Origin of the sequence: Streptomyces sp. HPF1205, from assembly GCF_020400825.1 — a bacterium.
Classification (GTDB): domain Bacteria; phylum Actinomycetota; class Actinomycetes; order Streptomycetales; family Streptomycetaceae; genus Actinacidiphila.
The window spans coordinates 285567-301037 of the sequence record NZ_JAINVH010000004.1 but is presented as its reverse complement, the minus strand read 5'-3'; the positions used below and the strand labels follow the sequence as shown (position 1 = coordinate 301037).

Annotated in this window: 12 protein-coding genes; 7 read left to right on the top strand and 5 right to left on the bottom strand. The window is 73.3% G+C overall.

The window, feature by feature from the left end:
- The first annotated feature begins 280 nt into the window (after positions 1–280).
- The 5 genes from K7G61_RS07245 to K7G61_RS07225 all read left to right on the top strand — a co-directional run bounded on the left by K7G61_RS07245 (position 281) and on the right by K7G61_RS07225 (position 8182).
- Complete coding sequence (locus K7G61_RS07245) at positions 281–3829, top strand: DNA polymerase III subunit alpha (RefSeq protein WP_225845821.1); 3549 nt, start codon at positions 281–283, stop codon at positions 3827–3829.
- A gap of 101 nt (positions 3830–3930) precedes the next feature.
- Positions 3931–4917 carry a hypothetical protein gene (locus K7G61_RS07240; protein WP_308190598.1) on the top strand — a complete coding sequence of 329 codons (987 nt, stop codon included), beginning with the start codon at positions 3931–3933 and terminating at the stop codon, positions 4915–4917.
- Between the two features lie 106 nt (positions 4918–5023).
- On the top strand, positions 5024–6565 hold the full coding sequence (locus K7G61_RS07235; RefSeq protein WP_225845820.1) for an acetyl-CoA carboxylase carboxyltransferase subunit alpha/beta: 1542 nt from the start codon (positions 5024–5026) through the stop codon (positions 6563–6565).
- Positions 6566–6677: 112 nt separating this feature from the next.
- Positions 6678–7811, top strand: coding sequence for a methyltransferase domain-containing protein (locus K7G61_RS07230; RefSeq protein ID WP_225845819.1), 1134 nt, complete (start codon positions 6678–6680; stop codon positions 7809–7811).
- Positions 7808–8182 carry a GntR family transcriptional regulator gene (locus K7G61_RS07225; protein ID WP_225845818.1) on the top strand — a complete coding sequence of 125 codons (375 nt, stop codon included), beginning with the start codon at positions 7808–7810 and terminating at the stop codon, positions 8180–8182. The genes K7G61_RS07230 and K7G61_RS07225 overlap by 4 nt, the downstream gene beginning before the upstream one ends.
- 133 nt (positions 8183–8315) lie before the next feature.
- Here K7G61_RS07225 and K7G61_RS07220 read toward each other — a convergent pair whose 3' ends face one another.
- Entirely contained in the window at positions 8316–9506 is a 1191-nt protein-coding gene (locus K7G61_RS07220; protein WP_225845817.1) for a DUF5925 domain-containing protein, read from the bottom strand.
- A gap of 284 nt (positions 9507–9790) precedes the next feature.
- Here K7G61_RS07220 and K7G61_RS07215 point away from each other — a divergent pair, with 284 nt between their 5' ends.
- The gene (locus tag K7G61_RS07215; RefSeq protein WP_308190597.1) at positions 9791–10585 is read left to right on the top strand and encodes an SGNH/GDSL hydrolase family protein; all 795 of its coding nucleotides are present in this window, start codon (positions 9791–9793) and stop codon (positions 10583–10585) included.
- 193 nt (positions 10586–10778) lie between these two features.
- Positions 10779–11042 (top strand): hypothetical protein, encoded by a 264-nt coding sequence (locus K7G61_RS07210; RefSeq protein WP_225845816.1) that lies wholly within the window; start codon positions 10779–10781, stop codon positions 11040–11042.
- A gap of 151 nt (positions 11043–11193) precedes the next feature.
- Here K7G61_RS07210 and K7G61_RS07205 read toward each other — a convergent pair whose 3' ends face one another.
- The 4 genes from K7G61_RS07205 to K7G61_RS07190 all read right to left on the bottom strand — a co-directional run bounded on the left by K7G61_RS07205 (position 11194) and on the right by K7G61_RS07190 (position 15470).
- Positions 11194–12441: a type ISP restriction/modification enzyme gene (locus K7G61_RS07205; RefSeq protein ID WP_225845815.1), complete on the bottom strand. Its 1248-nt coding sequence runs from the start codon at positions 12439–12441 to the stop codon at positions 11194–11196.
- A gap of 14 nt (positions 12442–12455) precedes the next feature.
- On the bottom strand, positions 12456–13202 hold the full coding sequence (locus K7G61_RS07200) for a GntR family transcriptional regulator (protein WP_225845814.1): 747 nt from the start codon (positions 13200–13202) through the stop codon (positions 12456–12458).
- Complete coding sequence (gene hmgA / locus K7G61_RS07195) at positions 13199–14536, bottom strand: homogentisate 1,2-dioxygenase (RefSeq protein WP_225845813.1); 1338 nt, start codon at positions 14534–14536, stop codon at positions 13199–13201. The genes K7G61_RS07200 and hmgA overlap by 4 nt, the downstream gene beginning before the upstream one ends.
- A gap of 121 nt (positions 14537–14657) precedes the next feature.
- Positions 14658–15470, bottom strand: coding sequence for an SGNH/GDSL hydrolase family protein (locus tag K7G61_RS07190; protein ID WP_225845812.1), 813 nt, complete (start codon positions 15468–15470; stop codon positions 14658–14660).
- Position 15471 lies beyond the last annotated feature (1 nt).

The following is a 15471-nucleotide window of genomic DNA, read 5'->3' as shown; positions in this document are numbered from 1 at the left end:
CGGCCGCCTTTGCCGCCGGGGGCGCCGCCCTGCCCGCCTCCCGTACGTCCTCGGCCGTATGGATCAGGCCATCGGCCCGGGCTCTGCCTGCTTCCACCCGTGTTGCGGCGCCGTCGTCCCTGAGCGCTGTCCCGTGCGACCGGCATTCGTCCGCATTCCCGCAGGTCCCACCAGTAGTGACCGATGATGTTGATCGTACGCGCGTTCGAAATCTGGTCTATGGTGGGGAGAGGAGAGGGGACCTGGTCGACGGGGGGAGGTCGCACTGCGGGAGGCACGGATGGGTGGTGGCGGTTTCACACACCTCCATGCCGTATCCGGGTTCTCGCTGCGCTACGGGGCAGGACACGCGGAACACCTCGCGGAACGGGCGGCGGAGCGGGGCATGGACGCACTGGCGCTGACCGACAGGGACACGGTGGCCGGAATCGTACGGTTCGCGAAGGCGTGCGAGCGGGCAGGAGTGCGACCGCTGTTCGGCGCGAACCTCGCCGTTCCCGGTTACGAGGACCGCCCGCAGGACCGTACCGGCCGCGGCCAAGGCGTCGGCGGCGACCGTACCGGCGCCCGCCGTACCACGCCGCGTACTCCCGTGCGCGGTGGCGCCTTCATCGACGAGAGTGCTCCCCGGGCCGTCTTCCTCGCCAGGGACCGGGCCGGCTGGGCCGCCCTGTGCCGGATGATCTCGGCCGCCCACCGGGGGACCTTTCCGGGCGGTCCGCGGCCCCGGCTGGACTGGACGGACCTGGCCGGGGACGGCCTGTTCGCGCTGCTCGGGCCGGACTCCGAGGTCGGCCGCGCGCTGACGGCCGGCCGGCCCGACCGCGCCGCGCGGCTGCTCGCGCCCTGGCGGGAGGTCTACGGGAGCGCGCTCAGGCTGGAGGCCGTCTGCCACAACCGGCACGGCACCGGGCCGGGCTCGCTGCGGCTGGCCGCCCGTACCGTCGCCTTCGCCGCCGACCAGGGTGTCACCGCGGTGCTCAGCAACGCCGTGCGCTACCCCGACCCCGGCCAGGGGGAGGTGGCCGACATCCTGGACGCCGCCCGCCGGCTGACGCCCATCGACGCCCGCAAGCCCGAGCTGCTGGACAGCGGTGAACGCTGGCTCAAGGGGGCGGCCGACATGGCCAGGATCGCCGAGCGGGTCGCGGAGGCCGCCGGACAGGGTCGCGGCGGCGCCCACCGCCTGCTGCGGGCGACGGAGGAGACCGCCGGGGACTGCGCCGTGGATCCGGGTGACGACCTGGGCATCGGCCGTCCGCACTTCCCCGAGTCGGAGATGGTCGGCGGCGGAGCCCGCGGCGCCGACCGGGTGCTGTACTCCCGCTGCGCCGCCGGCCTGGTCCGCAGGGGTTACGACCGCAAGCCCGCGTACTGGCGCCGCCTGGAGGCGGAACTGGACGTCATCCGCCGGCTGGACTTCGCCCCGTACTTCCTCACCGTCGGCCAGGTCGTGGACGACGTGCGGGCGATGGGGGTACGCGTGGCCGCCCGCGGCTCAGGGGCCGGATCGCTGGTCAACCACCTGCTGGGCATCGCCACCGCCGACCCCCTGGAGCACGGCCTGCTCATGGAGCGCTTCCTGTCCGTCCACCGCAAGGAGCTGCCCGACATCGACATCGACGTGGAGTCCGCCCGGCGGATCGATGTCTACAAAGCGATTTTCGACCGCTTCGGCGCGGAGCGGGTCGCCACCGTGGCGATGCCCGAGACCTACCGGGTCCGGCACGCGGTCCGCGACGTGGGTGCCGCGCTCGGCATGGACCCGGTGGTCGTCGACCGGCTGGCCAAGTCCTTCCCGCACATCCGGGCCAGGGACGCCCGCGCCGCCCTCGCCGAGCTCCCCGAACTGCGCGCGGTGGCCGGTGAGGACCACGGACGGCTGTGGGAGCTGGTAGAGGCGCTGGACGGCCTGCCCCGGGGGGTCGCCATGCACCCGTGCGGGGTGCTGCTCTCCGACGCGACCCTGCTGGACCGCACCCCCGTCATGCCGACCAGTGGGGAGGGCTTCCCCATGTCGCAGTTCGACAAGGACGACGTGGAGGAGCTGAAACTGCTCAAACTGGACGTCCTGGGCGTACGGATGCAGTCCGCGATGGCCCACGCCGTGAAGGAGGTCGAGCGGGCCACCGGCGAGCACCTCGACCTGGACGACCGTACCCGGGTCCCCGACGACGACCCGGCGATGTACGAGCTGATCCGCTCCGCCGAGACCCTCGGCTGCTTCCAGATCGAGTCCCCGGGCCAGCGCGACCTGGTGGGCCGGCTGCAGCCTGCCACCTTCCACGACCTGGTGGTCGACATATCGCTCTTCCGTCCGGGTCCTGTCGCCGCCGACATGGTGCGCCCCTTCATCGAGGCCCGGCACCACCGTGCGCCGGTCCGCTACCCGCATCCCGACCTGGCGCGGGTGCTGGAGGAGACGTACGGGGTCGTGGTCTTCCACGAGCAGGTGATCAGGATCTTCGACGTGATGACCGGCTGCGGACTCGCGGTGGCCGACGAGCAGCGCCGCGCCCTGTCCGACCCGGACCGGCAGGGCCAGGTGATGGCCTGGTTCGGCGCCCGGGCGCGCTCTCGCGGCTACTCGGCCGAGGAGATCCGGCGCACCTGGGAAATCCTGGCCGCGTTCGGCAGCTACGGCTTCTGCAAGGCGCACGCCGTCGCCTTCGCGGTGCCCACATACCAGTCCGCCTGGCTCAAGGCGCACCGCCCCGCCGCCTTTTACGCGGGATTGCTCACTCACGACCCCGGCATGTACCCCAAGCGGCTGTTGCTCGCGGACGCCCGGCGGCGCGGGGTGCCGGTGCTGCCGTTGGACGTGAACAAGTCCGACGCGGATTATCGAATCGAACTGGTGTCCGGGACTTGGGGGTTGCGGCTGGGCCTGGCGGATGTGCACGGCATCAGCGAGGCGGAGACCCGACGCCTGGTCGCGGGGCAGCCGTATACCTCGCTGCAGGACATGTGGCAGCGGGCGCGTCCCGGCCGGCCGCTGGCCGAACGGCTCGCCCAGGTCGGCGCACTGGACGCGTTCGGCGCCAACCGACGTGACCTGCTGCTGCAGATCGCCGAACTCCACAGGCAGGGGCGGGCCAAGGGGGCCCACGAGGGCCAGCTCCCGCTCGGCGGGGACGACGGCCGCGCCGGGCCCGCGGGCCTGCCCGACATGGACGCGGGCGAACGCCTGGGCGCCGAGCTGGGTGTCCTCGGCATGGACGCCACCCGCCACCTGATGCGCGACCACCACTCCTTCCTGGAGGAGCTCGGCGCGGTCCCGGCCCGGCGGCTGCGGGACATCAGGCACGGGCAGACCGTGCTGGTCGCCGGAGCCAAGGGCGCCACTCAGACGCCCCCCATCCGTTCCGGCCGGCGGGTCATCTTCACCACCCTCGACGACGGCACCGGCCTGGTGGACTGCGCCTTCTTCGACGACAGCCACGAGGCATGCGCCCACACCGTCTTCCACTCCTTCTTGCTGCTGGTCCGGGGCGTGGTCCAAAAACGCGGGCCGCAGAGCCTCAGCGTGGTGGGTGCGGCCGCCTGGAACCTGGCCGAACTCCTCGAACTGCGCCGCACCGGCGGCCTGGAGGCGGTGGCGCGGCGGCTCGCGCAGGAGCCGGGCACCGGGGACGGGGCCCCGGGCGGAGGCGCCGGGACCGCCGATGATTCCGGTCACCCCGATGATTCAGGTCACCCCGACGAGGACCGCCGCATCCGCCTGCCGACCGGCTACGAACTTCACCCGTGGGCCGATCTGCGGCCCGCGGGCGACGGCGCGGCGACCGGCCGCAAACTATGGCATTCGAGTCCGGGGAGCGCGGGATGAACAGTCACTCCGAGTCCTCTGCGCGGACCGCAAGCACAACCACAACCGCAACCTATGCGGGGGCCACGCCGGACGCGCGGACCGCACCCTATGTGCCGCACGTGCTTCACATACGGTTCCGGACCGCGTCCGGCGCCGCACCCGGGGCGGACACCTATGAGCAACTGCTCGACCTGCTCTCCGGGTTCACCCCGGTCGTCGAGGCCCTGCCGCCGGACGCCGCGCTCGCCGACGTACGCGGCAGTCTGCGCTACTTCGGCCAGGACGCCGCCGGACTCGCCCTGCTGCTGCGAGTGCGGGCCCTGGCCCAGTGCGGCGCCGACTGCGTGATCGGGATCGCGGCCAACCCGCTGCTCGCCCGCCTCGCCGCAAGGGAGGCACCGCCCGAGCCGATCCTCGTCCTCCCCGGCGCCCCGGACGCCGTCGCCGCCTTCTTGGACCCGCTGCCCCCCGACGCGCTGTACGGGGTCGGACCCGCCACCGCGAAGACCCTGGCCACCTACGGCCTGGTCACCCTCGGCCGGATCGCCGCCACTCCGCTCGGCACCTTGCAGCGGATAGTCGGCGTGAGCGCCGGTCGCCGTTTGTACGCCCAGGCCAGGGGCGTGGACCCTACTCCCGTCACCCCCAACGCCCCGGCCCGCGCCCTGGCCGCGGAACACCGTTTCGGCCGCGACGAACTGGACCCCGCGCGGCACCGTCGCGCCCTGCTGGCCCTCTGCGAGGATCTCGGCACCAGGCTGCGGGCCGGCCACCAGGCTGCGGGCGCCCTCACCCTGACCGTCCACTACGCCGACCGCTCCTCGACGGTCCGGACCCGTGCCCTCCCCGAGCCGACCGGCCACAGCCCGGCGCTGACCGCGCTCGCGTACCGGTTGCTCGCCTCACTCGGCCTGCAACGGGCCAGGGTCCGGGCGGTCGCCCTGCGCGCGGAAGGACTGATCCCCGCCGAACTCGCCTCCAGGCAGCTCGCCTTCGATCCGGCCGACGACCGGGCCCGCCGTATCGAGGCCGTCGCCGACCGGGCCCGCGCCAAGTTCGGCCCCAAGGCCGTACGCCCGGCGACCCTGTCGGACTCGGCGGCATAGACGACCGACGTGGGACTCTTCGCCATGGCCGGCGATCGGATCCGGCGCGCTGCGACGCGTCCGGCCCCCGCGGGACGTCATCCAGGCAACGTGGGACAGTGGCCGCATGACAGCACCCGGCTCCGGTCCCGGCCGCGGGCCCACCGCCCGCGATGTGGTGGAGGCGCTCGTCGACCCCGGCAGTTGGCGCGGCTGGGACGAGCCGTTCACCGCGCTCCCCGCCGATCCCGACTATCGCGAGGCACTGGTCGCGGCCCGGCGGCGCACCGGACTCGACGAGTCCGTGATCACAGGCGAAGGGCGGATCGGCGGCCGCGCGGTGGCGCTGATGGCGGGTGAATTCGGCTTCCTGGGCGGCTCGATCGGGGTCGCCGCCGGCACCCGGCTGGTCACCGCGGTCGAACGCGCGACCAGGGAGCGGCTGCCACTGCTGGCCACCCCGGCGTCCGGCGGCACCCGGATGCAGGAGGGAACCGTCGCCTTCCTCCAGATGGTCAAGGTCACCGCGGCCATCGCCGACCACAAGGCGGCCGGCCTGCCGTACCTGGTCCACCTGCGGCACCCGACGACAGGTGGGGTACTCGCCTCCTGGGGCTCCCTCGGCCATGTCACCTCGGCCGAACCGGGCGCGCTGATCGGCTTCCTGGGCCCGCGCGTGCACCACGCCCTTTACGGCGAGGAGTTCCCGCCCGGGGTGCAGACGGCGGAGAACCTCCACGCCCACGGGCTGATCGACGCCGTACTCCCCGCCACGGCGCTGGCCGCCGTCGCCGCCGCAGCGCTCGACGTCCTGTGCGGCGAGCAGCGTCCGGACGCGGCGGACGACGAGACCCCGGCCGTCTCTGCCCCGCCGCTGCCGGCCGGAGGCGGGACACCCCCCTATGACACCGCCGACTCCCTCCGGCGCAGCCGCCGTCCCGGACGACCGGGGTTGCGAGGGCTGCTGCGGTACGCCACAGCGGTCACTCCGCTCAGCGGCACCGGCGCGGGGGAGCGGGACCCGGGGTTGCTGCTCGCCCTGGCCCGCTTCGGCCCGTCGCCGTGCGTGGTCCTCGGGCACGACCGGCTGCCGGCCCAGGCCGCGCCCGCGCCACTCGGACCGGCCGGTCTGCGCGAGGCCAGGAGGGGCATGCGGATTGCCGCGGACCTCGGCCTTCCGCTGCTCACCGTCATCGACACCGCGGGCGCAGCCTTGTCCCGGGCCGCGGAGGAGGGCGGCCTGGCCGCCGAGATCGCCCGCAGCCTCGCCGACCTGGTCACCCTCCCGGCGCCGACGCTGTGCCTGATCCTCGGTCAGGGCGCAGGTGGCGGCGCCCTCGCCCTGCTCCCCGCCGACCGGGTGCTCGCCGCCCGGCACGCCTGGCTGTCCCCGCTGCCGCCCGAAGGCGCTTCCGCCATCCTGTACCGCACCACCGGCAAGGCCGCCGAACTGGCCGAACGCCAGGGCATCGGTGCCCCGGCACTGTTCGAGAACGGGATCGTGGACGCCGTCGTCCCCGAAGACCCGGACGCCGCCGATGATCCGGACCGGTTCCTCGCCCGCCTCGCCTCCGTCGTCGGCCGCGAACTCGCCCGGTTGCGAGCCCTCGACCCGGACCGGCGGACGGCCGCTCGCCGCGCGCGTTACCGCGGGCTGGGCGAGGTCTGAGCGGTCCGTGGGCGATTGCCCGCGTTCCGCTCCCGTCGGCCGTGCCGGACCCGCCGGCCCCCGTCAGCGGCCGCCGGGGGCCGTTGTCAGTGGTGGGTGGCAGGCTGTTCCCATGACCACAGGGAGTGACGACCGGCAGTTCTGGGACGCGGCGGCGGCCCGCTTCGACGACGAGCCCGACCACGGCCTGCGCGATCCGCGAGTGCGTGCGGCCTGGGCCGGCCGCCTGCGCTCGTGGCTGCCCGACCCGCCGTCCGACGTGCTCGACGTCGGCTGCGGCACGGGGAGTTTGGCCCTGCTCGCCGCGGAGCAGGGCCACCGGGTCACGGCGGTGGACCGCTCCGAGCCAATGGTCGCGCTGGCCCGCGAGAAGCTGGCCGGCACAACTGCCCGGGTGCTGGTCGGCGAGGCCACCGCGCTGCCCGTCGAGGCCGGGTTCGACGTGGTGCTGGTCCGCCATCTCCTGTGGGCGCTGCCCGACCCGGCCGCCGTGCTGCGGTACTGGGCGGGCCTGCTGCGGCCCGGTGGCCGGCTCGTCCTGATCGAGGGGCGCTGGGGGGCGGTCACCCCGGTCGGCCTGACCGCCGGGACCCTCGGCGAACTGGCCGCGCCCCTCGGCGGCACTTTCGGGATCGAGCAGCTCGGCCACGACCCGGCCCTGTGGGGACGCCCGGTGGACGACGAGCGGTACGCGGCGGTGGTGCGCCCGGCCGGCCCGGCGCCGCGCCGGCACCGCGAGATCGTCGACGTCCATCTCGTGCTGCGGCGGGGCGACCGCGTCCTGCTCGCCCGCCGGGCCAACACGGGATACGCGGACGGGCTGCTGCACGTGCCCTCCGGCCACGTGGAGGACGGCGAGGACGTCAGAAGCGGAATGATCCGTGAGGCACGCGAGGAGATAGGGGTCGAGCTGACGCCGGAGGACCTGACCGCCGCCGTGGTGATGCAGCACCGGGCGCCCGACGGCGGAGCACGGATCGGCTGGTTCTTCGTCGCTTCGTACGGAATCGGCGGCGAGCCCGTCAACCGGGAGCCCGACAAGTGCTCCGAGCTGGTCTGGCACCCCCTCGACGCACTGCCCGACGACATGGTCGCCTACTGCCGCGCCGGCCTCGACGCCTACCGAGCGGGGCTGCCCTTTCTGCTCCACCTGCACGAGAAGGGGGACGTCATCGCCTACGACCCGGCCGGTCCGCGGCGGGCGGTCCCGCTGGCACCGCCCGCTGTGCCAGGATCACGCCCATGAGCCTGGAGATCACCATCGACCCGGACGCGGCCACCGCCCCGTACGAGCAACTGCGCGCCCGGATCGCGGAGGAGGCCCGCACCGGCCGGCTCCCGGTCGGCTACAAGCTGCCGACGGTACGCGGCCTCGCCGAGCAGTTGGGGCTTGCCGCGAACACCGTCGCCAAGGCCTACCGCGCCCTGGAGACGGACGGCGTGATCGAGACCCGCGGTCGCCACGGTACTTATGTGGCGGCGGGTGACGCCCGGGCCCGCGAAGTGGCCGCCGCCGCGACGGCGTACGTGGACCGGACCCGCCGGCTCGGCCTCGACCGCGACGCCGCCCGAGCCGCGGTGGAGGAGGCACTTCGCGCGGCGTACGGCGACGAGTAGCACGCTCCCGGGCACGAGCCTTTCCCGGCCTGTGCCGACGGACGGCCGACGGGAACCGTCCGGGCGCCGTCCGTGTCCGGGCGGCACGTCGGGCCCGGCCGGCAGGTGAAAGGCGTCAGAGGTATCAGAGGTATCAGAGGTAGAGGCCGTCCGCCGCGGGCGGGGTCACGGGCAGGGTGGTCGAGGTGCCCCGGCGCAGCGCGTACAGCTCGGCGAGGGTCGCTCCGTCGCGGCCGACGCCCTCGGACGTGCCGAGCCAGGACACCGCCTCGTCGTGTGTCAGCGGCCCGACCTCGATCCGGGCGAGGCAACGGCCCGGCCGGACTACCGCGGGGTGCAGCCGCTCCAGATCCTCGTTGGTGGTGATGCCGACGAGGACGTTGCGGCCCTGCCCGAGGAGGCCGTCCGTGAGGTTGAGCAGCCGGGAGAGCGCCTGGCCGGTCTGGTGCTTGGCCTGACCGCGGATCAGCTCGTCGCAGTCCTCCAGGAGGAGCAGCCGCCAGCGGCCGCCTGTGCCCTCGTCCTCGCCGATGGCGATGGACATGAGGTAGCCGACGTCGTTGAACAACCGCTCCGGGTCCAGTACGCAGTCGACCTGGCACCAGTCGCGCCACGCGCGGGCGAGGGTGCGCAGCGCCGAGGTCTTGCCGGTGCCGGGCGGACCGTGCAGGAGCAGCAGCCGGCCCGAGATGTCGTCCGCGGTCAGCTTCATCAGGCCGTCCATCGCCTCGGCGACGGGCGCGGTGTAGTTGACCCGCAGCTCCTCCCAGGTGGCGGCGGCGATCTGCCGGGTGGTGCGGTGCGGTCCGCGGTGCGGCGAGACGTACCAGAAGCCCATGGTGACGTTGTCCGGCTGCGGCTCCGGCTCGTCCTCCGCATCGTCCACCGACGACTTCAGGACCTGCTCGGCCAGCTCGTCGCTGACGGCGGCCACGGTGACGTCGGCGCCGCGGTTCCAGCGGGAGACGAGGATCGTCCAGCCCTGCCCCTCGGCGAGCGTGGCGCTGCGGTCCTTGTCGCGCGCCTGGCGCAGCACCGCCGCGTCGGGCGGCAGCAGGGTGAGTCCGGCCTTGACGGCTTCCAGTGAGGCGCCCCGGGCGTACGGCTGCTCACCCGAGGTGAACCGGCTCAGGAACAGCGCGTCCACCACGTCGGACGGCGAGTCGCTGTCGTCGAGGCGTACGTGGACGGGCAGTGCACGGTACGGGTCGGTCGGCCCGGCCTCGCGCCCCGCGGCCTTCCGGACCCTTTGACCGGGCTTCCTCCCCGCGGTCCTTCCGGTCGTTTCCCGATCCGGGCGGTCGGCCGCGGTGCGCTGCTTCACCTGACTCGCTGGACTCGCTGGACTCTGTGCGTTCGCCGGGTCCGGCGAACCGGCGGACCTGTCGGCTCCGGTGGGCGCCACGTGCCTCCTCGGCTCATGGGATGTCGCGGACATGCGGCCATGATCCGGCACTCGCCTCCGATTCGCCCACCGCTTTTCGTACCGGGGCGCCGTGCGAGACCTTGCCGTTCATACTGTCATACTTCTTAATTCGCTCTAAAGGGTTGATTCCTGACGGTGTGCCTGGGACATAAATGCCTCGACCCTGCCAGGGGAGGTTTCCCGTGAAGATGCCCCGCTTCGCGTCGGCCCTGTCCGCGCTGCTCCTCGCCTCCGGTCTCACCCTCGCCGGTGCCGGTCCGGCCCGGTCCGCCGGTCCCGTCTACGTGGCGCTGGGTGACTCGTATTCCTCCGGACTGGGCGCCGGGGCGTACGACAGCGCCTCAGGGGACTGCCGGCGCAGTCCCAACGCCTATCCCGCGCTGTGGGCCGCGGCCCATCACGCGACCTCGTTCGCCTTCGCGGCGTGCGCCGGTGCGTCGACCACCGACGTCGTCGACAAGCAGTTGAACCGCCTCGGCGCGGCCACGAGCCTGGTCAGCGTCACCGTCGGCGGCAATGACGCCGGGTTCGCCGACGTCATGTCGACCTGTGTGCTGCACTCGCAGGCCACCTGTCTGAGCCGGGTCGCCCAAGCGCGCGACTATGTCGACAAAACACTTCCGGCGCGGCTCGACGCCACCTATGCGGCGATCCGCGTCCGGGCGCCGCGCGCCCACGTGGTCGTCGTCGGCTACCCGCGTTTCTACGAAGTGCCCGGTGACTGCTTGCTGGGCCTCACGGACACGTCGCGCAACGCGATCGACGCGGCCGCCGACGACCTCGACGGTGTCCTCGCCAAGCGGGCCGCCGACCACGGCTTCGCCTTCGCCGACGTCCGCCGTGCCTTCACCGGCCATGAACTGTGCTCGGGATCGCCCTGGCTGCACAGCCTGACCCTTCCGCTGGAGGAGTCGTACCATCCCACCGCGGCGGGGCAGCACGGCGGTTACCTGCCGCCGTTCGGCGCGGTGGCCTGAACCGCCGCCCGAACCCGGCACCCTGCCGATCCCGGGGTGCGGGGCCGGTCGAACAAAGTCCCATGGAACGTCAACAGCCTTGACAGCAAGGTGAATACGGCGCCGAGGTCCGCCCCGCGATGCACAGGTGACGTGGCGGGGAGATAGGGTTACCCTGCCCGAGCCGGGTGCCCTCGTCAGGGTGGGGAGAGTCATGGAACAGATAGCGATGCCGAGCAGGCCGAGAGTGCCTGCCATCAACGGCGGTTCGAGCGTGTCCAGCGCCCGACTGGATCGGCATCTGGCGGTACTGGCCGGGCCCGCGATCCCGCAGCGCGAGGCCGAGGAGGCGACCGTGCTCATGCGGGAGCTCACCTCGCGCAACACCGTGCACGCCAGGGCCAACAAGGGAGCGCGCGTCTCGCTGTTCGCCCCGCTGCGGCGGCTGCGGCGGTCGCTGTTCGGCAACCACGGCTGATCCACCCGGCGCTCCGGCTCGCCCATGCGGCGGCCACACCGTCCCGGCTCGGCGCCGCCTCGTGCGGCGCCTCGGTGTGCCCGCCGTGCCCGCACAGCGCGACGTCCGTGTCCCTGCACGGACCTTCAGGACCCGGGCGGTCCGCGCCGGCTCACAGCAGCGCGAACTGCCCGTCCGGGCCCTCCTCGTGGTGTTCCAGCACGGAGGCGGGCCGCCGCCTCGCCTCGGGCACGGGAACGATCCCGCAGGCACGCAACTCTCCCACCCCCACGGCCGCCCCCCTCTCCTCGTCCAACCGCTCCGCGAAAGCTGCCAGCCGCGGCCGCAGTTCGGCCAGCAGCGTGAGTACGCTGACGAGTTCCAGCAGCTCCGACGTCGTGGTCCTGGACCAGCGGGCCGGCCGCAGCGCCTCCAGCGAGCCCGGCTCGCCCGGCGCCGTCCGCTCCTCGTACCACGCCTCCAGTACCCGCACCCCGCCCGCCGTGCACTCCCACGCGCCCGGCGACACCGGGGACACCTGGCCCTCGCCGATCCGCAGCGCGCGTTCCTCCACGTCGTACGCCAGTTCGCCGGGCTTCGGGGCGGCCGGCAGAGGCGCCCGCACGTAGGGGCGGCTCCCGCCGGGCAGCCGCAACCGCTCCCGGTCCAGGCCCGCGGCGGGATCGGCGTACCGCGTGCCTCTGGTGTGCAGCCACAGCGACCGCCGGCCCAGCACCAGGCCGTCCCGCCAGACCTCGGGATCCGCGGTCAGCGGTACGACGCAGCCCTCGGGCGTTCGCCGCGCCGCGGCCGCGACCCAGGCCAGTACGTCCTCCGCGCCTACGGGCGCGCCCAGCCGGTCCGCAAGCCATCGCGTCAAGCCGGGGGCCAGGTTGGGGTCGGCGCCGCCGGGCTGCCGGTACAGCGGGCGTATCCGGCCGGGCCTGCCGCCGGGCGAGCGGCCGTCGGGAAGAAGCGCCGAGAACACCACCGTGGGCTCCGCCGCCTCCGGGTGGAACGCCTGCTCCACCGCGAACACCTGCCGGTCGTCGGCGACACGCCACAGCTCGGGCCTGGCCGCGTCGATCAGCCGGTGGTCCGGGATCAGCCACTGCTGGTCGTACGGACCGTGGCCGACCCGCACCGGCTCCGGGCAGGGACCGTCCTCCCCCGCCAGCGCCGTGGTGGGCGTGCGATGGCCGGGGAGCTGGGCGACGGGCGTGTGAAGGGTCCTGGCCCGCGTCCGGCGCATCAGCGCGGCTTTGGTCTCCTCGTCCGCCGCCCCGGTGAGCAGGGCCCAACGCGCCTTCAGGCAGACCGGATCGGGGGCCAGAGGCCAGCCCCGGCCGATCCGCGGCGGGCTTACGGACCATGGCATCAGATCGTGCAGCAAAGGCGCGTCGTCGCTCACCGCACGCATGCTACTGACGCCGCTCAGGGTGCCTCCATCGTCACCGTGAAGGAGAACCGGTCGCCGCGGTAGTGGATCCGCACCACGTCCACCGCCCGCCCCTCGTCGTCGTAGGTCACCCCCGTGTAGTGCAGTATCGGACTGAGCAACGGCACCTGGAGGAGCCTGGCCGTCTCCGGCGCGGCCAGTCGCGCCTCCACGGTGTCGGTGATCCTGCTGATCCGCACCCCCAGCACATCCCTGAGCACCTTGGTCATCGGCCAACGCTCCAGATCGGCCAGATCGATCCGCGCGGCCAGCTCGGGCCGGACGAAGTTCTCCGCCCAGTTGGTCGGTTCGCCGGACTCGTCGCAGCGCAGCCGCCGGTACGCGACGGCCTCGGTGAGTCCGGGGAAGTGCTCGGCGGCCTCCGGCGGCAGTGGTGCGGGCCCGTGCTGCAGCACCGCCGTGCGTCCGCCGGACTGCTGGGCCACGATCGCGTCCACGGACCCCAGCAGCTTCACCGGCGCCCCGCGCTGGGCGGTGGGCTCGATGAACGTGCCGCGCCGTCGATGCCGGGTGATCAGCCCCTCGTCCTCCAGCTCCTTCAGCGCCTGCCGCATGGTGAGGACGCTCACGCCGTAGTGGGCGGCGAGCTCGTCCTCGGTCGGCAGCCGCAGCGGCGCGTCCGGATGCCGGCCCAGTATCGATGCCCGCAGCGACTGCGAGACCTGATACCACAGCGGCAGCTTGCTGTTGAGGACCAGGGAGTCAGGGGCGAAGGAGGTCACGACCGGAAGTTTCTCGCAAGTCCCTCCCACACCGCGTCGTAGCCCTGCTGGCGGTGCCCCGCTTCCAGCGCGAACCGGGTGGGCACGACCGGCCAGCGCGTCTCGAACATGAACGCCAGCCCGTCGTCCACCTTCTGCGGTATGAGCTCGGCGGTGCTGGCCCGCTCGAAGGTGGCGCGGTCCGGGCCGTGCGCCGACATCATGTTGTGCAGCGAGGCGCCGCCGGGGACGAAGCCCTCCGCCTTCGCGTCGTAGGCACCCTCGATCAGGCCCATGAACTCCGACATCACGTTGCGGTGGAAGTACGGCGGGCGGAAGGTGTCTTCGCCCACCAGCCAGCGGGGCGCGAACACCACGAAGTCGACGCCCGCGAGCCCAGGAGTGTCGGAGGGGGACGTGAGCACGGTGAAGATCGACGGGTCCGGGTGGTCGTAACTGATCGACCCCAGCACGTTGAACCGGCGCAGGTCGTAGACGTACGGCACGTGGCTGCCGTGCCAGGCGACGACGTCCAGGGGGGAGTGGTCGTACACCGCCGCCCAGAGGTTGCCGCCGAATTTGTTGACGACTTCGATGTCCTCCTCACGGTCCTCGTACGCGGCGACCGGGGCGAGGAAGTCCCGGGCGTTGGCCAGGCCGTTGGCCCCGATCGGGCCCAGGTCGGGAAGCTGGAAAGGCCGTCCGTAGTTCTCGCACACATACCCGCGTGCGGCCCCCTGCGGGAGCTCCACCCGGAAGCGGACGCCGCGCGGGATCAGCGCGACATGCCCGGGTTCGGCTCGCAGCAGGCCCAGCTCGGTCCGCAGGAGCAGGGCGCCCTCCTGCGGGACGATCAGGAACTCGCCGTCGGAGGAGGAGAAGACCCGCGTGTCCATGGAGGTGTTGGCCGCGTACCAGTGGATGCCGATGCCTTCACGGCGCAGCACGTCCCCGTTCCCGCCCATGGTGACCAGACCCTGCACGAAGTCCGTGGGGTCGTCGGGCAGCGGGAGAGGGCTCCAGCGCAGCCGGTTCGGATCCGGCTCCGCCTCGTGGAAGGGAGCGCTGCTCAGCGCGCCGTTCGGGATCCGGCGGTAGGGAGGATGGGCCGCGGACGGGCGGATGCGGTACAGCCAACTGCGGCGGTTGTGGGCCCGCGGCTCGGTGAACGCAGTGCCGCTCAACTGCTCCGCGTACAGGCCGAACGGCGCGCGCTGCGGCGAGTTCCGCCCCTCGGGGAGCGCGCCCGGCACCGCCTCGCTGCTGTGCTCGTTGCCGAAGCCCGGGGAGTACGCCAGGTCCTTGCCCTCCTGACCGCCCCCGAGGCCGCTGACCGCGCTGTCCGTGACCTTCATGATGTGCTCCCTTGCACGTCGCTCCTGATTCCTATGCTGAACCATAGGAATCAGGGCGGCAACCCTCACTTCGGTGCCTGTGGAAAACCCGCCGGACAGGGGACGCCCGGCGGGCGGCCCGTCAGAGGTGGGTCGAGGCGGAGGAGCTCGAGGCCCGGGGCAGGGCGGCCGCCAGCGTCCGGATCGCCGCGGCGGCGAAGACCGCGTGGCCCCGCGCCGAGCCGTGGACCAGATCGGCGCTGAACAGGTCGCGGTCGGCGACGGCCGGATGGTCGTACATCTCCACGACCAATACGCCGTGCCGCCGCGCGGCGGCCCGCGTCACCGAATTCAGCAGCGCCACGCCGTCCTCCAGCGGACCGCCGCGCAGTTGGGGTACGGCGGCGGCCACGTTCGCCAGCGCGTAGCAGAAGACCGTGGTATCGGGGCCCGCGAACCGGGAGAAGAGCAGGTCCAGTTCCCTGTCCAGTGCCTCCGGGGAGAAGCCGGGCAGCAGCAGGTCGTTGCCGCCGCACACCACGGTCACCAGGTCGGGTGCGAAGGCGGCGGCACGGTCGGCCTGGCGCCGCCGCACCTGTGAGGCGGTGAGTCCGCGCTCGCCGAGGTTGAGGTAGGCCAACTCCGGCACGGTGCCCGCCAGCGCCGCGGCCACCCGGTCCGCCCACGGAGCCGTGCGGTAGCCCGGCAGCGGGTCGCCCAACCCCTCGGCGAGGCTGTCCCCGAGCACGGCGAACCGCTTCCACGGGGCACCCCGCAGCAGTCGGGTGCCCTCGCCCGGCCGCAGGCAGTGCGGGTCGGCGGCCTCGGCGGGAAAGACGTCGTCCTCACCGCAGCGGTCGGCGACGGCCCATCGGCCGGCCTTGGTGTCGGTCGCGGTGTCGATCCCGGTCGCGGTGTCGGTCGCGGCGCGGGAGGTGTCGTCGAACGCGGTCATG